This window comes from Amycolatopsis sp. NBC_00355 (assembly GCF_036104975.1).
Taxonomy (GTDB): domain Bacteria; phylum Actinomycetota; class Actinomycetes; order Mycobacteriales; family Pseudonocardiaceae; genus Amycolatopsis.
Map to the genome: position 1 here is coordinate 5,864,832 of NZ_CP107982.1, position 22,155 is coordinate 5,886,986.

At 71.6% G+C, this 22,155-nt stretch carries 18 protein-coding genes; 8 read left to right on the forward strand and 10 right to left on the reverse strand.

From position 1 onward, the window contains the following. Nucleotides 1–160 precede the first annotated feature (160 nt). Together OHS18_RS26240 and OHS18_RS26245 are read right to left on the reverse strand one after the other, a co-directional pair. On the reverse strand, nucleotides 161–838 hold the full coding sequence (locus OHS18_RS26240; RefSeq protein WP_328448220.1) for a copper homeostasis protein CutC: 678 nt from the start codon (nucleotides 836–838) through the stop codon (nucleotides 161–163). A gap of 12 nt (nucleotides 839–850) precedes the next feature. Further along, nucleotides 851–3,610, reverse strand: coding sequence for a sensor histidine kinase (locus OHS18_RS26245; RefSeq protein WP_328448218.1), 2,760 nt, complete (start codon nucleotides 3,608–3,610; stop codon nucleotides 851–853). Between the two features lie 186 nt (nucleotides 3,611–3,796). Here OHS18_RS26245 and OHS18_RS26250 point away from each other — a divergent pair, with 186 nt between their 5' ends. Continuing rightward, on the forward strand, nucleotides 3,797–4,762 hold the full coding sequence (locus tag OHS18_RS26250) for an ABC transporter substrate-binding protein (RefSeq protein WP_328448216.1): 966 nt from the start codon (nucleotides 3,797–3,799) through the stop codon (nucleotides 4,760–4,762). 58 nt (nucleotides 4,763–4,820) lie between these two features. Further along, nucleotides 4,821–6,203 (forward strand): FAD-dependent oxidoreductase, encoded by a 1,383-nt coding sequence (locus OHS18_RS26255; protein ID WP_328612728.1) that lies wholly within the window; start codon nucleotides 4,821–4,823, stop codon nucleotides 6,201–6,203. Here OHS18_RS26255 and OHS18_RS26260 read toward each other — a convergent pair. Beyond that, nucleotides 6,200–6,862, reverse strand: coding sequence for an LppU/SCO3897 family protein (locus OHS18_RS26260; RefSeq protein ID WP_328448212.1), 663 nt, complete (start codon nucleotides 6,860–6,862; stop codon nucleotides 6,200–6,202). The genes OHS18_RS26255 and OHS18_RS26260 overlap by 4 nt on opposite strands. Nucleotides 6,863–6,951: 89 nt before the next feature. Here OHS18_RS26260 and OHS18_RS26265 point away from each other — a divergent pair, with 89 nt between their 5' ends. Beyond that, a complete protein-coding gene (locus tag OHS18_RS26265) occupies nucleotides 6,952–8,598 on the forward strand; it encodes a DNA repair helicase XPB (protein ID WP_328448210.1) in 1,647 nt (548 codons plus the stop codon). Between the two features lie 9 nt (nucleotides 8,599–8,607). Here OHS18_RS26265 and OHS18_RS26270 read toward each other — a convergent pair whose 3' ends face one another. Then, complete coding sequence (locus tag OHS18_RS26270; RefSeq protein WP_328612729.1) at nucleotides 8,608–9,186, reverse strand: DinB family protein; 579 nt, start codon at nucleotides 9,184–9,186, stop codon at nucleotides 8,608–8,610. A 205-nt stretch (nucleotides 9,187–9,391) separates the two neighbouring features. On the opposite strand from OHS18_RS26270, the gene OHS18_RS26275 reads away from it, so the two are divergent. Both OHS18_RS26275 and OHS18_RS26280 read left to right on the forward strand, forming a co-directional pair. After that, nucleotides 9,392–10,153, forward strand: coding sequence for a DUF4253 domain-containing protein (locus tag OHS18_RS26275; protein WP_328612730.1), 762 nt, complete (start codon nucleotides 9,392–9,394; stop codon nucleotides 10,151–10,153). Nucleotides 10,154–10,586: 433 nt separating this feature from the next. Continuing rightward, nucleotides 10,587–11,444 carry a DUF72 domain-containing protein gene (locus OHS18_RS26280; RefSeq protein ID WP_328612731.1) on the forward strand — a complete coding sequence of 286 codons (858 nt, stop codon included), beginning with the start codon at nucleotides 10,587–10,589 and terminating at the stop codon, nucleotides 11,442–11,444. Between the two features lie 803 nt (nucleotides 11,445–12,247). Here the strand turns inward: OHS18_RS26280 and OHS18_RS26285 are convergent. After that, nucleotides 12,248–15,037 (reverse strand): BTAD domain-containing putative transcriptional regulator, encoded by a 2,790-nt coding sequence (locus OHS18_RS26285; protein WP_442875278.1) that lies wholly within the window; start codon nucleotides 15,035–15,037, stop codon nucleotides 12,248–12,250. Between the two features lie 75 nt (nucleotides 15,038–15,112). Here OHS18_RS26285 and OHS18_RS26290 point away from each other — a divergent pair, with 75 nt between their 5' ends. The 3 genes from OHS18_RS26290 (at nucleotide 15,113) to OHS18_RS26300 (ending at nucleotide 16,936) form a co-directional block, all read left to right on the forward strand. Further along, on the forward strand, nucleotides 15,113–16,042 hold the full coding sequence (locus OHS18_RS26290; protein WP_328612733.1) for an o-succinylbenzoate synthase: 930 nt from the start codon (nucleotides 15,113–15,115) through the stop codon (nucleotides 16,040–16,042). A 173-nt stretch (nucleotides 16,043–16,215) separates the two neighbouring features. After that, entirely contained in the window at nucleotides 16,216–16,431 is a 216-nt protein-coding gene (locus tag OHS18_RS26295; protein ID WP_328448198.1) for a PspC domain-containing protein, read from the forward strand. Between the two features lie 172 nt (nucleotides 16,432–16,603). Next, entirely contained in the window at nucleotides 16,604–16,936 is a 333-nt protein-coding gene (locus tag OHS18_RS26300) for a hypothetical protein (RefSeq protein WP_328448196.1), read from the forward strand. A 63-nt stretch (nucleotides 16,937–16,999) separates the two neighbouring features. Here OHS18_RS26300 and groL read toward each other — a convergent pair whose 3' ends face one another. From groL to OHS18_RS26325, 5 genes are all read right to left on the reverse strand, one after another. Next, entirely contained in the window at nucleotides 17,000–18,628 is a 1,629-nt protein-coding gene (gene groL / locus OHS18_RS26305) for a chaperonin GroEL (protein WP_326944734.1), read from the reverse strand. 296 nt (nucleotides 18,629–18,924) lie between these two features. Next, on the reverse strand, nucleotides 18,925–20,427 hold the full coding sequence (locus tag OHS18_RS26310; RefSeq protein ID WP_328448192.1) for a serine/threonine-protein kinase: 1,503 nt from the start codon (nucleotides 20,425–20,427) through the stop codon (nucleotides 18,925–18,927). A 67-nt stretch (nucleotides 20,428–20,494) separates the two neighbouring features. After that, a complete protein-coding gene (locus OHS18_RS26315) occupies nucleotides 20,495–20,701 on the reverse strand; it encodes a cold-shock protein (protein WP_005164266.1) in 207 nt (68 codons plus the stop codon). Nucleotides 20,702–20,813: 112 nt separating this feature from the next. Next, entirely contained in the window at nucleotides 20,814–21,437 is a 624-nt protein-coding gene (locus OHS18_RS26320; protein WP_328448190.1) for an AIM24 family protein, read from the reverse strand. After that, a complete protein-coding gene (locus OHS18_RS26325) occupies nucleotides 21,437–22,114 on the reverse strand; it encodes a TIGR00266 family protein (RefSeq protein WP_328612734.1) in 678 nt (225 codons plus the stop codon). The genes OHS18_RS26320 and OHS18_RS26325 overlap by 1 nt, the downstream gene beginning before the upstream one ends. Nucleotides 22,115–22,155: the final 41 nt, after the last annotated feature.

Here is a 22,155-nt window from a genome sequence, read left to right on the forward strand (position 1 = left end):
AAGCCGGACTTGCGCGTGCACCTGCACACGCAAGCGACCCTCGGCTTTTGCAGCGGCGAAATGCAATTTCACGACGAAAGAACGCGTTTACCGCGCACTCCGCGGCACCCTGCGGATCTCGTCATAAACCGCCGGGTGGCGCACAGAATTCGCAGTTCGATCAGGACTTGACGAGTTCCACCCACATGCGAACCGATTCAGCGTCGACGGCGGCCTGCCAGCCGCCGGGCCGGACCGCGCTGCCGACGTGGAACCCGCGCACCCCGCCCGCGCGCAACAGGTGGACCTGCTGGGCGCGCAGGCCGCCGCCGACGAGCAGCTCCGGGCCGTTCTCGCGCTGCGCGAGGCGCTGCAGCACCGACAGCCCGCTGCCGACGCCGTTCGGGTGGCCTGCGGCGAGTACCGTGTCGCAGCCCAGCGCCGCGAGCTGGTCGTACGCGCGCAGCGGGTCACGCGTACGGTCGATGGCACGGTGGAACGTCCAGGGCAGGCCGTTGATCTCCTTGATGAGTGCTTCGCACGCGTCGAGGTCGATTTCGCTGTCGACGTTCAGGAAGCCGAACACGAACTCGCGCGCGCCCGCCTCGATCAGCCGGGCCGTGTCCGCACGCAGGCCTTCGATGTCGCCGGCGGCGAAGGAACCGTTGTCCCGCAGCATGACCCGGACCGGGAGATCGGTCGCCGACAGCACGTCACGCAGGGTCTCCAGCGAGGGTGTCAGGCCGTCCTGGGCCATGTCCGCGACCAGTTCGAGGCGGTCGGCCCCGCCCGCTTGCGCGCCTTCGGCGTCCGCCGCGTCCAGCGCGATCACTTCCAGCAGGGGCGTCTTCGAGCTCATGCCTCATCCGTTTCACTGGTTCCGGGTGTCTTCTCCCCTCGCGTGCCGCCCTCGCCGGAAGCCGCCTTGCAGGCTTGTCATCCGTTCGCGCACCGCCTCCGGGGAAAGAGAGAGTATCGGCCGCTGCTCCGGCACCGCTCCCGGGCTGGCGGCCGCGTCGGCGGGCTGCAGGAACGGCCAGGTGTCCTCGGCGCCGTCCTCCTGCTCCAGCTCCGCGGGGGTCGGCCACTGGTACTCGGGCTCGATCGCGGCGGGCGGCTGCGGGGGCACGACGGGCGGGGGCACCGGCGCGAACTGGGGATCGGTGTCCTCGTCGTCGGGGTTCGGCTCGGCGGCCACCGGCACCGGAGCGGGCGGCGGCGGGGGTGGCGGTGGCGGCGGGGGTGGCGGCACGGCCTCGCGGAGCGGCAACCCCGAGGCCAGCGCGTGCCGCGGCTCGGGTTCGACGGGGCGGGGCTCTTCGGCGACCGGGCGCGGCTCGGTCGCCCGGCGCGGCACCTCGGGTGGCGCGGACGCGTCGAACCAGCGGGACAGGACGTCGCGGTAAGCGGGCATCCGCTCGGTCGGGGCGTCGAAGTCGAGGTGGATGTCGTCTTCCGCGGTCGGCCACTCCGGGGCGTGCTCGCGCGCCACCACCGGCGCGCGGCGCGGCGGGCCGGCCTCGATCGACGGCGGCGTCAGCTCTTCCGGACCCTCGGGCTCCGGCTCCGGCGGCGTGAGCGGGGCGAGCGGCGCCAGCAGTTCGGGTTCCGCGGCGTGCTCGGGCTCGGCGGGTGGCGGCGGCGCGGGCAGGGGCGGCAGCTCGACGATCAGCGCGGTCGGCACCAGCACCGTCGCGACCAGCCCGGAACCCTGGGCGGCGCTCAGCCGGACGTCGATCCGGTGCCGCACGGCCAGGGTCGCGACCACGAACAGGCCCATCCGGCGCGACACCTCGACGTCGACGTCCGGCGGGTTCGCCAGGCGCGCGTTGGTGCGGTCGATCTCGGCCTGCGGCATGCCGGCGCCGTGGTCGGTGATCTCGATCTGCCAGTCGCCGTCGTGGGTTTCGGCGCTGGCCACGGTGACGGCGCCGCCGCCGGAGTAGCGCGTCGCGTTCTCCAGCAGCTCCGAAACGACGTGCACGAGGTCGTTGACGGCCTCACCGCGGACCGCGACCTGCGGCGCCGGGCCGAGCTCGATGCGCTGGTAGTGCTCGACCTCCGAGAGCGCGGCGCCGATGATCTCGTCCGCCGCGACGGCGCCGGCGTCCTCCCGCGCGGAGTCCTGACCCGACAGGACCAGCAGGTTCTCACTGTTGCGCCGCATCCGCGTCGCGAGGTGGTCGAGCTCGAACAGCCCGGCCAGGGTGTCCGGGTCCTGTTCGTCGGCCTCCATCCGGTCCAGCACCGAAAGCTGCCGTTCGACCAGGTCCTGGCTCCGCTGCGAGAGGTTGACGAACATCGCGTTGACGTTCTCGCGCAGCATCGCCTGTTCCCCGGCCAGCCGGACGGCTTCGCCGTGCACCGCGTCGAACGCGCGCGCCACCTGGCCGACTTCTTCGCGCGTGAACACCGGAACCGGGGCGACGGCGAGACGTTTGCGCAGGTTCTCCGGCGCGGGTTCCGGGTCGGTGAGCAGGCCTTGCACCGCCGCGGGCAGCCGGTGCTCGGCGACCTCCAGGGCCGTGCGGCGCAGGATCCGCAAGGGGCGCAACAAGGACCGCGCGATGACGACCGAGAGCACCCCGGCGACGAGCAGCACCGCGAGGACGACCCCGCCGTCCCAGATCGCCGCCGTGCGGGCCTGCGACGCGAGGGTGTCCGTGCGTTCCTGCAACTGGACCAGCAACGCCTGCTGCACTTGGCGGGCGAGGTTCACCGTGTGCGTCGCCGAGGTGTCCCACTGGTTCGGGTCGAGGCCCGAGAGGTTCTGGCCGTTTTCGGTGCGGGTGAGCGCGGACTCGACCATGTCGTTGCCGATGTCGACGACCAGGCCGATCACCGTGTCGTCGTACATCCGTTGCTGGTCAGGGGTCGCGAAGGTGCGGTAGTCGTTGTGCGCGGCATCGAGCTCGGCTTCCGCGCCGAGCAGCGCGCGCGTGCGGTCGCGGCTCAGCGTGCCCTCGGCGAGCGCCTCCGCCATCACCGCGCGCTTGACCGACAGCTGGTCCTTGATCCGCGCCAGTGCGTTGCCCGCCAAACGCAACCGCGCGAGCTCGGGGTCCGAGACGTCGGCCGCGGCGGAGTCGCTGATGTCGAGCAGGCCGGAGATCAGCTCGCTGTAGGAGCGGAGCACGGCGTCGGCGGGGTAGGCGGAGTGCTCCGCGGAGAACCGGAGGCCGCCGAGCACACGCAGCCGATCGTCGGTCTGCTGCAGGCTTTCCGCGGCCTTCGCGTCGAGACGCGGCCGGCTGTCGGCGAGGGTCCGCTCGAACGTCCCGATCGCCTGGTCGACGCGTTTGCGCTGGCCGGCGAGGTCGGCGGTGTCGCCTTGGCGGTTCTGCGCGACGAACCGGACGGTGAGGTCGCGCTCGCGCTGGAGTTCGTGCAGGGCTTCGGCGACGGTGCTGTCGACCCGGCCGCGGGTCGCGAACTCGGCGAGCTGCTGCGCGTCACGCAGGTCGGTGCTGATCCGCAGGCCGACGAGCGCGATCACGGCCAGCGCGGGAATGAGCACGACGGCGAAGAGCTTGGTGCCGAGGCGCCAGTTCCGCAGTCGCCAGCGACCGCCGGCCGGACGCGGATCCGCCGCCTCGCCACCCTTGCGGGGACGCTTGTCGCGACGGGTCACCTGGTTTCCTTTTCCACCGCGGGAGGAACCCGCGGACCTACCGACACCTCGAACCTACTGAACGGTAGCCCGCTTCATGAAGATCCGAAAGCCGCGCTGGCGCGATCCGGCCCTGCCCGCGATCGTATGGGGCGCGGACCATACGATCCAGCACGAGAATCAGATTCTCGCGGTAGGTGAAGGTTCATGATCAGACGCGGATGGACGATTCCGCTGGTAGCGGCGCTGCTGGCGACCGCGGGCTGCAGCCTGTTCAATTCCGGTTCGACCGCCGCCGCGCCGCCATTGGAACGGACCACTCTGCGGGTCGGTGTGGGCAACGCCATCGACACGGCCCCGCTGCGCATCGCCGTCGGGGCCGGGAAGTTCGGCCCGGCGGGCCTGAACGTGCAGCTGGTGGAGCTCGGCGCCGACGACGGGCTGGCCAAACTCGCGTCCGGCGACCTCGACGTCACGTTCGCCAGTGACATCGCGATGTTCCGCGCCGCGGCCGGCGGCGCGGCCCTGCAGCTCCAGGGCGAGGCGTACACGTCCGGCCCGAACACCATGGCGTTGGTCACGTTGCCGGGTTCCGACTACACGGTGCCGACGGCCAAAAAGGCACCGGAGATCGCCGTCAACGCGCTCGACGACGTCGGCGCGCTCGTCGCGCGTTCGGTGCTGGGCACCGCGGGCGTCGACGTCACGAAGATCAAGTTCAAGCAGGTCGCGTTCGACCGGATGCCGCAATCGCTTCAGGCGGGCGACGTCGACGCGGCGCTGATGATCGAGCCGTACATCACCCGCGCCGAGAAGGACCTGGGCGCGCACATCCTCGCCGACGGCGCCCGCGGCGCGACGCTCGACTTCCCGCTGTCCGGCTACGCCGCCACCAAGCCGTTCGCGCAGGCCAACCCGCGCACCCTCGCGGCGTTCCGCACCGCCTTGGGCACGGCCCAGCAGAGCGCGACGGACCCGGCGATCATCCGCGACTCGCTCCCGAAGTTCTCCGACATCGACACGACGACGGCGTCCCTGATCTCGCTGGGCTCGTACCCGGCGTCCCTCAACGGCATCCGGCTGCAGCGGGTCGCGGACCTGATGCACAACTCGGGCCAGCTGGCCGACCGCCTCGACGTCCAGGCCCTGCTCCCCGACCAGAACAGTTATTAGCTCGCGGACAACTTTGCACTTGGTCTACTTTTGCACTCAGTCTACTTGAGGAGTGCACATGGACGTCCTTGTCGCCGGCGCCGGACCCGCCGGCCTCACCACCGCCGCCGAACTGGCCCTGGCCGGGGTTTCCGTGACCGTCCTGGACCGCCGCGACGGGCCGGGCCTGCCGCGGCCGGTCGGCCTGCAGCCGCGGACCGCCGAACTGCTGGACCTGCGCGGCCTGGACCCGGCCGACCGGACGGTCGACGGCCCGAACGGCCACTTCGCCGGGCTGCCGGTCCCGCTCGACCACGGCGCCTGGCGCACCCGTCACCCGCGGGTGCTCAACCGCAGCCAGGACGAGGTCGAGGCGGTGCTGGCCGAGCACGCCGTCAAGCGGGGCGCGGTGCTCCGGCGCGGCTTCGAGATCACCACCGTCGAGGCCGACGACGACGGCGTCACCGTCGACGGGCTCCGCGCGCGCTGGCTGGTGGCCTGCGACGGCGCGCACAGCACCGTCCGCAAGCGGCTCGGGCTGCCGTTCCCCGGCCGCACCGAGACCTACGTCGCCACGCTCGCGCACCTCACGCTCGCGGCGGCGTCCGACCTCGTCCCGCCGCGCGTCGCGCACTTCAGCGAGGTGACACGGCAGGCGAACGGCTACTGGGCGATGCTCACCCCGCTCGGCGACGGCACCCACCGATTCGTCTTCGGCGCCACGACGACGCAGCCGAGCCGCGACGCGCCGGTAACCGACACGGAGGTCACCAAGGCCCTGACAGCCCTCTACGGCGCCGAAACGCGTCTGGGCGAGCTGCATGGCGCGTCGCGGTTCAACGACGCCACACGGCAGCTGGAGCGCTACCGCCACGGCCGGGTGCTCTTCGCGGGCGACGCCGCCCACATCCACCCGCCGCTCGGCGGCCAGGGGCTCAACCTCGGCGTCCAGGACGCGATGAACCTCGGCTGGAAGCTGGCCGCGACCGTCCGCGGCACGGCGCCGGCCGGGCTGCTCGACAGCTACCACGACGAACGCCACCCGGCCGCCGCCCAGGTGCTGCGACACACGGCCGCGCAGCGCGTGTTCACGACGCCGGACCGCGGCGAAAACGTCGAAGCGCTGCGGGAGATCGTCGTCGACCTGATGCGGACGCCGGACGGGAACCGCTACTTCAGCGGGCTCATGTCCGGGCTGGCGCTGAGCTACCCGGGCGCGCACCGCGTCCCGGACCTAGACCTGACGACGGCGACCGGCCCGACGCGGCTCTCGGCGCTGCTGCACGGCGGCCGCGGCCTGCTGCTCGACCTCGGCGACCACCCGGCACCGGCCGGCCACACCGGGCAGGTCGACGTCGTGCGCGCGACCACCGCCGACGGCGAGTACCGCGGGCGGCTGCTGCTGATCCGGCCGGACGGGTACGCCGTCGAGCCGGCCGAGCTCGGGAGGTGGTTCGGCTAGATGTTCTCGCCGGTCGGGCTCAGGCAGACGATCCGGCGCGGCGGACCGGTGTACTTCAGGGCCTTTTCGGCGTTGCCGCAGGCTTCTTCGGGGTCTGTGACGCCGTAGCCGGAGACGACCTCGGCGCGCAGCTGCGCCGTCGCGTCGGTGCAGCTGACCTTGGCGACCGCGGCGTCGTCGTCGACGTCGCGCAGGCAGTCACCGGAGCTGACGTTCAACGCGAGGCAGAGGGTCCGGTCGGTGCCGGAGCCGCTGATCTGGAACCGCACGTAGTCGTCGCTGGACCCGCAGCTGAACGTCCCGCGGTAGCTGTCGTCCACCTTGAACGTCGCGCTGTTCTCGCCGCACCCGACACGGTGGTAGGCGAGCTGCCGGCCGCTCTCGCGCGTCAGGTAGAGGCAGTCGCCGTCCGACGGCGGCCCGGCCTGGTGGATCCACACGATGCTCATCGCCCCCAGCGCGCCCAGCCCCAGCGCAGCGACGACGCACGCGATCAGCGTGATCCGCACCTTCACGCTGAACCAGTGCGGGATCCCCGGCCGCTGCGGTGCCCCCGGCATCGGTCCGCCGGGCATCGGCGCCACCGGCATCGGCACGGACTGCGGCGTCGCGTAGTCCGGCGTCCGGAACGGGTTGTCGTCGGACGGTGGTGTGGTCAACGTGCCCTCCAGTGATCCCCTCGGCATATCGTCCCACCGGCGGACCCGCGAGCGGAGCGGGCCGGAGCGAGGCACGTATAACAGTAGTTGTGACTGATGGCCCGCTGATCGTCCAGTCCGACAAGACCGTGCTCCTGGAGGTCGACAACCCCCAGGCCGACGACGCGCGCGTCGCGATCGCGCCGTTCGCCGAGCTCGAACGCGCCCCGGAGCACGTCCACACCTACCGCATCACCCCCCTGGCCTTGTGGAACGCGCGCGCCGCGGGGCACGACGCCGAGCAGGTCGTCGACGCCTTGACGACGTACTCGCGCTTCCCCGTGCCGCAGCCGCTGCTGATCGACGTCGTCGACGTGATGGGCCGCTTCGGGCGGCTGCAGATCGCCAACCACCCCGCGCACGGGCTGGTGATGTCCACCACCGACCGCGCGGTGCTCACCGAGGTCTCGCGCAACAAGAAGATCAGCCCGATGCTGGGCGCGAAGATCGACGACGACACCGTGCTCGTGCACCCGTCCGAACGCGGGCGGCTCAAGCAGGCGCTGCTGAAGGTCGGCTGGCCGGCCGAAGACCTCGCCGGGTACGTCGACGGCGAGGCGCACCCGATCGCGCTCGACGAGTCGGACTGGCAGCTGCGCGACTACCAGCGGATGGCCGCCGAGGCGTTCTGGGCGGGCGGCTCCGGCGTCGTCGTGCTCCCCTGCGGCGCCGGCAAGACTCTGGTCGGCGCGGCGGCGATGGCGAAAGCGCAGGCCACGACGCTGATCCTGGTGACGAACACGGTCGCCGGGCGGCAGTGGAAGCGCGAGCTCATCGCGCGGACGTCGCTGACCGAAGAGGAGATCGGCGAGTACTCCGGCGAGAAGAAGGAAGTCCGGCCGGTCACCATCGCGACGTACCAGGTGGTCACCCGCAAGACCAAGGGCGAGTACCGGCACCTGGAGCTGTTCGACTCGCGCGACTGGGGCCTGGTCGTCTACGACGAGGTCCACCTGCTGCCCGCGCCGGTGTTCCGGATGACCGCGGACCTGCAGTCGCGGCGCCGGCTCGGGCTGACGGCGACGCTGGTGCGCGAGGACGGCCGCGAGGGCGACGTCTTCTCGCTGATCGGGCCGAAGCGCTACGACGTGCCGTGGCGCGACATCGAGGCGCAGGGCTGGATCGCGCCGGCTGAGTGCACCGAGGTCCGGGTGACGCTGACCGACGCCGAACGGCTCGGCTACGCGACGGCCGAGGCCGACGAGCGCTACAAGCTGGCGGCGACGGCGATGACGAAGACACCGGTGATCAAGTCGATCGTCGCGAAGCACGCGGGCGAGCCGACCCTGGTCATCGGCGCCTACCTCGACCAGCTGGAGATGCTCGGCGACGAGCTCGACGCCCCGGTGATCCAGGGCTCCACCCGGAACAAGGAGCGCGAGGAGCTGTTCGACAAGTTCCGCCGCGGCGAGATCCGGACGCTCGTGGTGTCCAAGGTCGCGAACTTCTCGATCGACCTGCCCGAGGCGTCGGTGGCGATCCAGATCTCGGGCACGTTCGGCTCCCGGCAGGAGGAAGCCCAGCGGCTCGGCCGGCTCCTGCGGCCCAAGGGCGACGGGCGGCAGGCGCACTTCTACTCGATCGTCTCGCGCGACACGGTCGACACGGAGTACGCCGCGCACCGGCAGCGGTTCCTGGCGGAGCAGGGCTACGCGTACCACATCGTCGACGCGGACGACCTGCTCCGGCCGCTCTGACCTGCGCTTTCAGGAGTCGATCGGGTCGGCGGCCTTCGCCGCCCGGTCGACTTCCGCGCATCGCGCCGCCCAGAACGCCCGGTCGCGCCCGCTGTCCGTCGGCGGCGTGCCGGCCAGCTGTTCCCGCAGGATGTCGGCGTGCCCGGCGTGCCGGCCGGTCTCGGTGAGCACGTGCACCAGGACGTTGAACAGCTTGACGTCCGGGCGGGGCCACCAGGGCACGTGCCCGGGCGCGTCGATGGCCAGCGCGTCGATCGTCGCGTCGGAGTGCGCCCAGACGCGCCGGTAGCGGCCGATGATCTCCTCGCGCGTTTCGTGCTCGGTGGCCCACATGTCGGTGCCGCGCAGCTCGAGGTCGTCCCACCGCGGGACGGCGTCGGGGGACGGCCGGCCGAAGACTTCGCCGAAGTACCGGGCCTCCCCCACCGCGAGGTGCTTGACCAGGCCGAGCAGGGTGGTCCCGGTCGCGGTCAGCGGGCGCCGGATGTCGTACTCGGACAGCCCGTCGAGTTTCCCGAGCGTCTCCTCCCGGATCTCTCGCAGGTCGCTGTGCAGGTAGGCCTTCGCGAAGTCGTCGATCACGGGCATGAGCCTGCACCACCGGCGCGGCGTCCCCGTTCGGCCCAGCGGATCGTCACAGGAACAACTTCCGCCACAGACGTCTCACCCAGTGCTCTGACCTGGCCTTTTCCGGATTCACTCGAACGGATGAGCGGGGAGATCACTGGAAATTGTCAGACCCTCGAACTACTGTTCGACATGCACCAGCCGAACACAAGTTCGAGGGGACGTCATGACGATCGCACCGCTCCGCCCCGGTACACCCGCGCCGCCGGTCCAGACCCTGCCACCGGGGTCGTGGCACGGCCGGCTGTGGGTGTCGGACCTGCCCTTGACCCGGCCCGAGCGCTACCTGGGCTGTGTGGCCGAGTTCGAGCGGTCCGGGCTGTGGCCGGTGCTGATCCCGCACGACCAGCGGTTCGCGGCGAACGGCGAAGACTGGATCGACGACCGCGGCCGGCTCGCCCCGGCCGGCCACCGGGTCGCGTCGGCCGACCCGGCGAGCGTGCTCGACCGCTGGTGGGACGGCTCCTGCTGTGACGGCGCCTGCCTGCGCCCCTTCGGCGCGCGGTTCCCCGGGCTGGCCAAGCGCAGCCAGCGTCGCTCCGACCCGCTGGCCGAGGCGGGCAACACGGGCTCGATCCTGGCCACGCGCGCCCCGCACCGGCTCGGCCTGGTCCAGACCGAGCGGCCCGCCGACATCCCGGCCCTGCTGGGCTGGACGGGCATGATCAAGTGCACCGACCAGGTCGCCGAGCTGTCGGCGGTGCTGCGCAGCTGGGAAGAGCGGTTCGGGGCGACGCTGGTGGTGCTGGGCTTCGACGCGATCGAGCTGTCGGTGTCGGCCCCACCCCGCAACCAGGCGAGGGCACTGTCGGTGGCGGCGGAACACCGGGCGTTCAGCCTGCCGACGTTCGCGGCCCAGCCGGGCAACCTGCGCGAGTACGCGTCGGACCTGGTGCAGACCCGGCACTGGCGGTTCTCCTGGGCATGAAAGCGCGGAGCGGCAACCTTTCCGGGCGTCTCGCCGCCGGATTCTCGTCGCCGCGGCCCGCGCGCCGGGCACGTCCACGTGGCCGGCGCGCCACGCGGCGACCGGGCTGCTCCTCGGCGCGCTCGCGGCCGGCCTGCCGCTGGGCGCGGTCCGGCAGGTCGGCACGGCCGCCGGCTGGCCGGCGGCCCGCTGCCAGCGGGTGCGGTGTGGCGCTCCGGCGCGGGGCGGTGCTCCAGCGCGGTGCGGTGCTCCGGCGCGGTGCGGTGCTCCGGCGCGGTGCGGCGTGATGAGCAAGCGCGTCAAGGGGCCGGTGAGACGGCCGTCCGCGAAGTTGGGTCAGCTGTCCCGGCCGGCGGGCCACCGGTCCGGACGGCGCCCGCACGGGCGCGTTTGGGCGAGCCGGCGAACGGGCATCACGCACCGCGGGAAGGCGGTGAGAGCGATCGCCGAAATCCGGATCGGCACGTCGGGCTGGCGCTACCCGCCGTGGCGCGGCGACTTCTACCCGCCGGGCCTGGCCCAGCGGCGCGAGCTGGAGTACCTGTCGCGGCGGCTGAACACGGTCGAGCTCAACGGCTCGTTCTACGCGCTGCAGCGCCCGGAGCGCTTCCGCGCGTGGTTCGACGAGACGCCGTCGGACTTCCTGTTCGCGGTGAAGGGCGGCCGCTTCATCACGCACATGAAGCAGCTGCGCGACGTCGAGACGTCGCTGGCCAACTTCTACGCGTCCGGCGTGCTCGCCCTCGGCGCGAAGCTGGGCCCGTTCCTCTGGCAGCTGCCACCCCGGCTCACGTTCGACCCCGACCGCCTCGCGAACTTCTTCACCCTCCTGCCGCGCACCACGACCGACGCGGCCGAGCTGGCGACAAATCACGACGACAAGCTGAAGGCGAAGCCGTACTTGGAGGCGGGGAAGCGAAGGCCGCTGCGGCACGCGCTGGAGGTCCGCCACCCGAGCTTCGCGGAGCCGGCGGCGAAGGAGCTGCTGCGAGAGCACGGCATCGCCCTGGTCGTCGCCGACACGGCGGGCAAATGGCCGTTCCTCGAAGACCAGACCGCCGACTTCGCCTACGTCCGGCTGCACGGCGCCGAGGAGCTGTACGTCAGCGGCTACTCGGACCAGGCCCTGCGCGAGTGGGCGAAGAAGATCCGCGCCTGGCACGACGACGGAAAGCGAGACGTTCACGTCTACTTCGACAACGACGCCAAGGTGGAAGCTCCGCGCAACGCGCAAGCCCTCGCCGACCTGCTGGGCGTCGAGCCCGCGAACAAGACAGTGAGTGGACAGTGAGTGCCCCGGTCTTGGATGACAAAGCGGGCGGGACTGCCTCGCGTGCCGCGACTGGGGGTCAGCACGCGAGCGGTCCGCCGCACAATCACCCAGCCGGCCGGCTCTAGCGCGCCAGGCCGCCGCCCCCGCATATCCGCACCACTCACCCGCGGACCACGGGCCCTCGCGCGGATCTCCGCACCGGCAGAACCTCATCGGGTAAGGCGCCCGCGCCACCAGACACCGAACCGGGCCTACGCACACCTCGATCAAGCCGCAGCCCCGCACCAACCCGCGCCGCCGCGAACAGATCACACCAACCAAGAACCACTCCGCCCGCCGCGCAACCCGAGCCACTCGCACGCGGACCACAAGCGCTCACACAGATATCCGCACCACAGAACCCCATCGAGCAGCGGCCCCGCGCCGCCCGGTCACCGAACGGGCCTGCGCGCCACCTCGATCAAGCCGCAGCCCGCATCTCGACCTGCCACCGGACACCGAACGGGCCTGCGCGCCACCTCGATCAAGCCGCAGCCCGCATCTCGACCTGCCACCGGACACCGAACGGGTCCCAAGCCACCTCGGTCAAGCCGCGACCTCACACACCAACCCGCACCACCGCACATCGAGCCGGCCTCCGAGCCACCTCAGTGAAACCGCACCCCGCACCACACGCTGAGCGGGTCTCCGTCCCGCAAGACTCGGTCGCCCACCGGCCCCGCACAGCAGGCGACCACCTCGCGCCCGGTCGAGCGAGCCCCCACCGCCACCGAACAGCTCTCGAAGCCGCGCCCAGCACGCGACTCCCGGCCAAGGCAGCCTCAGCTCGAAGCGCCCACCAACGCCGCCAGTTTCGCCCGCACGTCGTCCGCGTCCGGGTGTCCCAGCTCCGTCAGCAACCGCACCGACCGCACCCAGCACTCCCGGGCCAGCGTCTCCTCACCGTGGCGCAGATGGATCGTCCCCAGCTGGGCCAGCACGTCCGCTGCCTCGTACTGCTCGCCCATGGTGAAGAACATCTCCACCGAGTCGCGGATGCAGGCGATGCCCTCGTCGAGCCGGCCGAGGCCGATCAGGGCCAGCCCTCGTGTGTGCTGCGTGAACCGGGTGTCGAGCGGGCGGCCGTCCGGGCCGAGGATCGCCAGCGCCGCGTCGGCCAGTTCCAGTGCCTGCTCGTGGTCGCCCATCGACGTGCAGATGTCGCCCAGCGCCCGCAGCACACTCGCCTCGAACGCGCCCATCCCCAAGTCGCGGACGATCTCCAGTGCCTGCACGCCGTGCTCGTACGCCCAGGCGTAGTCGTCCAGGTTGTGCGCCGCCAGCGCCAGGTTGTACTGCGCCCGTGCCTCGCCCTCCCGCGCGCCGAGGTCGCGCTGGATCGCCAGCACCTGTTCCAGGTACCGCCGCGACTCGTCGTACTGCCGCACCACGCCGTTGACCACGCCGAGTCCACTGAGGATGCCCGCCTCGCCCGGCCGGTGCCCGCCGTCGCGCGCGGCTTCGAGCGCCACGCCGAACACCGAGCGCCAGTCGTCCAGCCGCGAGCGCGTCCCGAAATAACTCTGCAGCAGCCAGGCGAGCTTCCAGCAGACGTCGTCCCGCCGCCGGCGCCGCGCCAGGTGCACCGCGGCGATCAGGTTGCCGGCCTCTTCGTCGAACCAGTCCAGCGCGTCGTGGTACTCGGCGAACGCCAAGCCGTCGAGACCGGCCGGCTCCAGGAGCCGGTAGTAGCGCTCGGGCCGCATCCGCCGGGACGCGTTGAGCGCCGACGCCAGGTACCAGCCGAGCAACCGGTCGAGCGCGGCGTCGCGCTCCTCCGCGCTGTCGACCTGCTCCGCGGCTTCGCCCGCGTACGCGCGGATCAGGTCGTGGAACTGGTAGCGGCCCGGCCGCGGCTGGGCGAGCAGGTGCGCGGCCGCCAGGGTCGCGAGCACCGGGCGGGTCCGCGTCAGGTCCAGACCGGCGACGGCGGCCGCCGCGGGCGCGGTGAAGTCGACGCCGGTCGACAGTCCGAGCAGCCGCAGCAACCGCGCCGCCTGCGGCTCGAGTGCCTGGTAGGAGTACGAAAACACCGAACGGATGTTGGTGCCGTCACCGTCGGCGAGGTCAAACGAGCCGAGCAGGTCGTGCTCGTTCTCGAGAGAGTCGGCGAACTCGTCGAGCGGCAGCCCGGGGAACTGTGCCGCCCGCACCGCCAGGATCCGGATCGCCAGCGGCAGCCCGCCGCAGTACCGCACGAACCGTTCGGCCGCCGCCGGATCGCGGGCCACGCGCTCGGCGCCGATCGTGGACGCGAGCAGCTCCACGGCGTCCTCCTCGCCGAGCTCCTCCAGCGCGACGCGCCGGGCGCCGTGCGTCGCGACCAGGGCGCGCAGCTGCCAGCGGCTGGTGATCACGACCAGGCATCCCGGCCCGGGCAGCAGCGGCCGCACCTGTTCGGTGCGGTTGGCGTTGTCGAGGACGATCAGCAGCCGCCGGCCCGCCGTGTGCGTCCGCCAGCTCGCCGCGCGGCCGTCGGGGTCGGCCGGGATCTGCTCGCACGGGACGCCGAGCGCGGTGAGCATCGCCTCCAGCGCCGCCCCCGGCTCGACCGGCTCGCCGGGCCCGTACCCCCGCAGGTTGAGGTGGATCTGCCCGCCGGGGAACCGGTCGGCGATCTCGTGCGCGAAGTGCACCGCGAGCGTCGTCTTGCCGATGCCGCCCATGCCTTCGACGGACGCGATCGGCGTCGAGGTGTCGGCGTCGAGCGCCTCGGGCAGCAGCGCGTGCAACGCCTTGAGGTCGCTCTCACGCCCGGAAAACGTCCGCAGGTCGGCGGGCAGCTGGTGCGGCACCTGCGGTTCGACGCCGAGGCGGTAACGCGCGGGTTCGCCGACGTCGGCGCCGGTCAGGATCGCCTGCCGGGTGCGCTGCAGCGACGGGCCGGGGTCCAGCCCGAGCTCCTCGGCCAGCACCGCGCTGATCCGGCGGTGGACGTCGAGCGCCTCGGCCTGGCGGCCCGACCGGTACAGCGCGACCATCAGCTGCTCGTGCAGCCGTTCCCGCAGAGGGTTTTCCCTGGTCAGGCGGGTCAGTTCGGGGACGACCGTGCCGTACTCGCCGACCTCGAGCAGCGCGTCGGCCCACAGTTCTCGCACGCGCAGGCGTTCTTCGGCGAGCTGGCCGGCTTCGTCGCGGTGCAGCGCGTCGGACTCGACGTTCAGCAGCGCGGGGCCGCGCCACTGCTCGAGCGCTTCCGCGAAGTGCGCCGCCGCCTGACGGCTGTCACCGCGGTCCAGGGCCGTCTTGCCCCGCGCGGCGAGCGCACGGAACCGCGACAGGTCGAGCAGGTCGTCCGCGACCTCGATCAGGTAACCGCCGCTCTCGGTGCGGATCGAGACCTGGTCGCCGAGGGCGCGGCGCAGGCGCAGCACGTACGTCTGGAGCGCGCCCTTGGACCGGCGGCGGTCGTCGTTCCACAGCCACCGGCCCAGCTCGTCGACCGGCACGACGCGGTTGGCGCGCAGCAGCAGCCCGGCCAGCACGATCAGCGGCCGGCTCCCCCCGAGCGCCACCGGGTGGCCGTCGGCCGTGACCTCGGCCGGACCCAGCAGGCGGAAATCGAGGACCACGGGAGTCATTCTGTCCGGAATCGCGCTGATCGGCACCCGATTGCGAAACGCGGGACGGTGGCATGATCGGCGGTGATGAAGGTCTACGCGATTCCCCTGCGCAACCGCTTCCGCGGCATCACGGTCCGTGAGGGCGTGCTGCTGCCCGGTCCGGCGGGCTGGGGCGAGTTCTGCCCGTTCGCCGACTACTCCGACGCCGAGAGCCTGCCGTGGCTGCAGGCGGCCGTCGAAGCAAGCGAAACGGGCTGGCCGGCGCCGGTCCGCGACCGCGTCGAGGTGAACACGACGGTGCCGGTGGTCGGCCCGGAGAAGGCGCACGAACTGGTCAGCGCGGCCGGCTGCCGCACGGCGAAGGTGAAGGTCGCCGACCCCCGGTCGTCCCTGGCGGACGACTGCGCGCGGGTGGAGGCGGTCCGCGACGCGCTCGGCCCGGCCGGCGCGATCCGCGTCGACGCCAACATGGCCTGGGACGTCGACACGGCGGTCCGCGCGATCACCGATCTCGACAGCGCGGCAGGCGGCCTGGAGTACGCGGAACAGCCGTGCCCCACAATCGACGACCTCGCCGCGGTCCGCCGCCGCGTCTCGGTCCGCATCGCCGCCGACGAGTCGATCCGCCGAGCGGAGGATCCGCTGAAGGTCGCGGTCGCCGGAGCGGCGGACATCGCGGTCCTGAAGGTCTCCCCCCTCGGCGGCGTCCGCCGGGCGCTGGAGGTCGCCGAAGCGTGCGGCTTGCCGTGCGTGGTGTCGTCCGCGGTGGAGACGAGCGTCGGCCTGGCCGCGGGCCTGGCCCTGGCGGGCGCCCTCCCGGAGCTGGAGTTCGCGTGCGGCCTGGGCACGATCTCGTTGCTGGAAGGCGACGTCTGCGCGGCCTCACTGTCCCCTGTGGACGGTTACCTCCCGGTCCTGCGCAATCCTCCGGAGCCCACGGAGGCATACGCGGCCTCGGCCGACGTCCGAGCCGCGTGGGAAGCCCGGCTGGCGAGGGTCCGCGGCCTGTCGTGAGTGTTCAGGGCGGTTAGAACCGCCCTGAACACTCACGACCTCAAGCCGCCGCCTGGTTCCATGGTCCGAAGTTGTACCGGGTCGGCACCAGGTTTTCCCGGAGGCCGAGTTCAGGGTCCGGATCCGGGCCCTTCCCGATGTGGACTGGACCCCTGGCGGGCGAACATTGCTGCATGACGAACAGCGTGTACACCCCGGAAACCAAGAAGGTCCGCCGCAGCCGTACCGACAAGATGCTCACCGGCGTCTGCGGCGGCTGGTCCCAGTACCTCGGCATCGACGCGAACGTGCTGCGGATCGGGCTCGTCGCCGCCGTTTTCCTCTCCGCCGGGATCGCCATCCCGATCTACATCGCCGCCGCGATTCTGACCCCCGAAGAAGACTCCTGACCGGGGCGGGCGCCGGTTCGCAGGGGGAACCGGTGCCCGCCGGACGACCAGGGGTGTGCCGAACAGCGGCCCGGACGCCAAGGGGACGTTCGGGCCGTTCGGCGTAGCCGCCTACTCTGACCGGCCGAAATGCCCTCCGCGAACCCCGTTCGAGGGGTTAGGGTTCGCGGTCGTGGATCAAGGGAACACCGCCGGCCGGACGGCCGCGAAGGTCGTCGTCGGGGTCCTCGGCGGGCTCTACCTGCTCGCCGGACTGGGGCTGACCGCCTTCGCCGCCTTCTTCGCGCTGGCCTTCAACGACACCGGCAGCGCGAGCGTCACAAAAACCGTGCTCTACACGGCCGCGGCGGTGGCGATCTGGATCCTGCTCACCGGGATCGGCGCGATCGTCGTCGCGCTGGAAGCGGAAGAAGCGAGCACCGCCTGGCTCGGGGGCCTCGGCGTGCTCGCGCTCGGCGTCGTGATCGTCGGCGCCTTCGCCATCTGGTTCTTCACCAAGCCGTAGCGGTCACAAGAAAAAGCCCGGCCCGCCGAAGCGGACCGGGCTTTCCCGGTGAAGCAGCCGAACTCAGAAGTCCATGCCACCCATGCCACCGGACGGGTCGGCGGGAGCGGCCGAAGCCTTCTCCGGCTTGTCCGCCACGACGGCCTCGGTGGTCAGGAACAGCGCCGCGATGGAGGCGGCGTTCTGCAGCGCGGAGCGGGTGACCTTCGTCGGGTCCGGCACGCCGGCGGCGAGCAGGTCCTCGTAGACACCCGTGGCGGCGTTCAGGCCGTGACCCTGCGGCAGACCCTTGACCTTCTCCACGACGACGCCGCCTTCGAGGCCGGCGTTGATCGCGATCTGCTTGAGCGGGGCCTCGACGGCCACCTTGACGATGTTGGCACCAGTGGCCTCGTCGCCCTCGAGCTTCAGACCGGCGAAGGCAGCCTCGGCAGCCTGGATGAGAGCGACGCCACCACCGGCGACGATGCCCTCTTCAACGGCGGCCTTGGCGTTGCGCACGGCATCCTCGATGCGGTGCTTGCGCTCCTTCAGCTCGACCTCGGTGGCGGCACCGGCCTTGATGACGGCCACGCCGCCGGCCAGCTTCGCCAGACGCTCCTGGAGCTTCTCGCGGTCGTAGTCCGAGTCCGAGTTCTCGATCTCGGCGCGGATCTGGTTGACGCGACCCTGGATCTGGTCGGCGTCGCCCGCACCCTCGACGATGGTCGTCTCGTCCTTGGTGATGACGGCCTTGCGCGCCTTGCCCAGCAGCGACAGGTCGGCGTTCTCCAGCTTGAGGCCGACGTCCTCGCTGATGACCTGGCCACCGGTCAGGATCGCGATGTCCTGCAGGATCGCCTTGCGGCGGTCACCGAAGCCCGGGGCCTTGACGGCGACGGACTTGAAGGTGCCGCGCATCTTGTTGACGATGAGGGTGGCCAGGGCCTCGCCCTCGACGTCCTCGGCGATGATCAGCAGCGGCTTGCCGGACTGGATGACCTTCTCCAGCAGCGGCAGGACGTCCTTGACGGTGGAGATCTTGGAACCGAAGAGGAGGATGTAGGGGTCCTCCAGCTCGGCTTCCTGACGCTCCGGGTCCGTCACGAAGTAGCCCGAGATGTAGCCCTTGTCGAAGCGCATGCCCTCGGTGAGCTCGAGCTCGAGACCGAAGGTGTTGCTCTCCTCGACGGTGACGACGCCTTCCTTGCCGACCTTGTCCAGCGCCTCGGCGATCAGCTCGCCGATGGTGCGGTCAGCGGCCGAGATCGAGGCGGTAGCAGCGATCTGCTCCTTGGTCTCGATCTGGACGGCCATCTTGTGCAGCTGCTCGATGATGGCCTCGACGGCCGCTTCGATGCCGCGCTTCAGGCTGATCGGGTCGGCGCCGGCGGCAACGTTGCGCAGGCCTTCCTTGACCAGGGCCTGGGCGAGCACGGTGGCGGTGGTGGTGCCGTCACCCGCGACGTCGTCGGTCTTCTTGGCAACTTCCTTGACGAGCTCGGCCCCGATCTTCTCCCACGGGTCTTCGAGCTCGATCTCCTTGGCGATGGAGACGCCGTCGTTGGTGATCGTCGGCGCGCCCCACTTCTTCTCGAGCACGACGTTCCGGCCCCGCGGGCCGAGGGTCACCTTGACGGCTTCGGCGAGGATGTTCAAGCCGCGCTCAAGACCGCGGCGGGCGTCCTCGTCGAACGCGATCAGTTTGGCCATTGCGGTGTGGTCCTCCGGTATTGGGCGCCACCGCCGCGCTGTGTTACTTGCAGCGGCGGCAGCAGGACTCTTTCCTCGGCCAGGCTCGGTGCCCGCGACGGACGACTGGACCCGAGTGGGGGTCAGCCTCACCGTCCCGACCTTCAAGCACGCGATCGGTGACCGCGCGCCTGGCACTCAACGGCGTCGAGTGCCAAGTCCGTGTTTAGCACTCTCAGGGGGAGAGTGCAAGAAGACCTGCTCAGCGCCGCACGATCTCGCGACCGCGAACGACCACACGACGGCCGGGACCGGGATCAGGAGCTCGGCTTGATGGAGATCGACGACGGGGGCGCGTTGAGCGAGGAGGTCGGGTTGCCCTGGGAGTCGCCCGGGCCGACCGGGATGTTCGGCGCGGTCGTCGGGGTGCCGCCGCCGCTGTCGCCGCCGGTGAACAGGATGATCGCCGTCACGATCGCGCCGATCACCACGACCGCACCGACGACGATCCAGATCCACTTGGTGTTGCCGCTCTTCGCCTGGTGGAACGCGCCCGCGCCGCCCGCGGGCATCGGCGGGCGCAGGCGCATCGGGTCGCCGGGCGGGCCGTAACCGGGCGGCGGGCCCTGCTGGGGCATGCCCTGCTGCTGGTAGCCGTACGGGCCCTGCGGCGGCATCCCCTGGGGCGGGCCCTGCTGGGGGTATCCGTAACCGGGGGGCGGGCCCTGCGGCGGGCCACCAGGGCCGCCAGGGCCACCGAGGCCGCCGGGGCCACCCGGGCCCTGCGGTCCGGGCTGCTGCCCGTAACCGGGCTGCTGCTGTCCTCCGTACGGGTGCACGGGGGCCCCCTCTCCCTGCTGCGGTGCCGTGGTCTGGTGCGGTCCCTGTTGTACCTGACCAGGACGCTGCGGCGCGGGGATTCCACCCGGATTGGTCCCCGGCGGACCGGGTGGCCCGGGCGGGGTGTCCGACGCCGCCTGGGCGCCGAGCGCGCGGCGGGCGGCCGCGATCATCTCGACGCAGTTGGGGTAGCGGTCCGCCGGGCTCTTGGCCATGCCCTTGCGGATGACCTCGTCGATCGCCGGCGGCAGCGCGACAGCGCGGGAGATGGCGGGCGGGTCGCCGTTGAGGTGGCCCTTGATCACCGTCGGGACGTCGCCCTTGAACGGCGGGCTGCCGGTGAGGCAGGCGTAGAGGACGCACGTGAGCGCGTACTGGTCGGTGCGCCCGTCCAGCGGCTCGCCGCGCAGGTGCTCCGGCGCCGCGTAGGTGGGCGAGCCGAGGAAGTCGCCGCCGCGGGTGCGGTGGCCGGTCGCGCCGCGGCGCGTCAGCCCGAAGTCGGCGACGTACACGTGCTCGCGCGAGGTCTCCTTCTTCGTCACGAGCACGTTGGCCGGCTTGACGTCCAGGTGGACCAGACCACGGTTGTGCAGGGTGTCGAGCGCGTCCGCGACCTGGTCGAGCATGGTCAGCGTGCGCGCGGGCGCGATGGGACCGCCCGCGATCAGGCCGGCGAGATCACCGCCGTCGACCATCCGCATGGCGATGTAGAGCATGCCGTCGAGCTCGCCGAAGTCGTACAGCGGCACGACATTGGCGTGGTCGATCGCGGAGGTGTTGCGCGCCTCGTCGACGAACCGCTCCCGGAACTCGGCGTCGGTCCCGAGGTGGTCGCCGATGACCTTCAGCGCCACTTTCCGGCCCAGGCGCACGTCCGTGGCCTTGTAGGTCACGCTCATGCCGCCCTTGCCGAGCACGCCGTCGATGCGGTAGTTGCCCAGCCGGCGACCGGTGAGGTCCCCCGACACATCGCCTGTCACGCCCGGCAGCCTAACGCCCCTGGTTCGGCGGCTGCCGGGGGTTGGCCCAACAGGTCAACAGCGGTAGTTACGACACCTTCCGCACGTCGGCCGCCTGGCTCCGTCCGTCCCGGCCGGACTGCACTTCGAACTCCACCCGGTCGCCTTCGTCCAAAGTGCGGAATCCGTCAGCCTGAATGGCGGAATAGTGGACGAACACGTCTGGTCCTTCGGTGGATTCGATGAACCCGTAGCCCTTTTCCGAGTTGAACCATTTGACGGTGCCGACAGCCACGGCGCCCTCCCTCAGCACACAAGGATCCGCTGGCCCAGCGTAGGCCAGCGGCGCGAGTCCCAATCACGCTACCGGAATTATTCCCCTCGGCAATGGGCAATTCGTCCGAAGATCACGCCTGCGAAAGACGGCGGTTCCGCGCGTGCACGAGCACCGTCCCGGGACCCGCGAAGTCGACTGCCAATCCCTCGCCCGTGCGCACCGACTGCGGGCCGCCGGGATCGAGTGCGCGCAGCCGGCACTGCACGGTGTCCGGATAGGCCAGCAGGTAGTCCGGGCGGACGGTGACCAGCTCGCCCTGGGCGAGTTCGAACGCGTCCACCGGCCCGGGTGCGGCGAGCACGAGGGGACCGGTGCCGCTGAAGTGCTCGAGGAACCCCGCGTCGGCCCCGAAGAGCTGCTGCAACGGCGCCCAGCTCGGGTCGTGGCGAACCGCCGAGGGGCGCACGAGCACGGCTTCGCGGTGCACCGACCAGCCCGTGCCGCCGCGCAGTTCCAACGGGTAGACGTCGCCGGGGCGCAGCGGCGCGAAGTCGATCCAGCCGCCGTCGGACGGTGCGGTGTAGACGGCCATCGTCGTCTTGCCCGCGCGGACGCCGCCGCGGCCCGCCGCCGTTTCGGTGACGCCGAAGCGGCTGGCGAGCAGCGTTTCGGGCACGGCCTGCACGGCCTCGCCCGGGTCGAGCAGCACCCGGGCGACGCCGAAGCCCGGCGTGTGCCGGGTCTGGACGCGCATCAGCGGGACGGGACGTGCGAGATGATCCAGCTGATCAGGGCCGACGGGTTGCGCGTCTGCGTCATGATCTGGCCGGGGCCGACGAAGTCGAAGACGAGGCCTTCACCGCTCTTCATGGACTGGATGATGCCGGTCGCGACCTTCCGGATCTGGTACTGCACGGTGTCGGCGTACGCGACGACGTGCCCGGTGTCGACGGTGACCATCTCGCCCGGCTGCAGGGTCATGGTCTCGACCGCGCCGTAACAGCTGACGAGCAGCTCGCCCTGGCCGGTGGCGTGGGTGAGGAAACCGCCTTCGCCGCCCATCAGGTTCTTCATCCCGCCCCACTTGGTCTCGGTCTGCACGCCGTGCGACGACGCGAGCCAGCAGCCGCGGGTGACGGCCCAGCCGGTGCGGCCGTCGAGCGGGATCGTCTGGATGTCGCCGGGCAGGTTGGCCGCGACGTCGACCCAGCCGCCGTTCTGCGGCGCGGTGAAGGTGGAGATGAAGAAGGACTCGCCGGAGAGGAAGGCGCGGCCGAGGCCCTTCATGATCCCGCCCTGCGCCTGGGACTGGACCTGCAGGCCGTAGCTGGTGGCCATCATCGCGCCGGACTCCACCTGGCACGGTTCCCCCGGCGCCAGCATCAGCCGGGCGACGGCGAAAGAGGGCTGGTTGCGGACTCGGACCTGCATTGCGTTCTCCCCTGGGCGTGCTCTCAGACGACGCAGAGTCT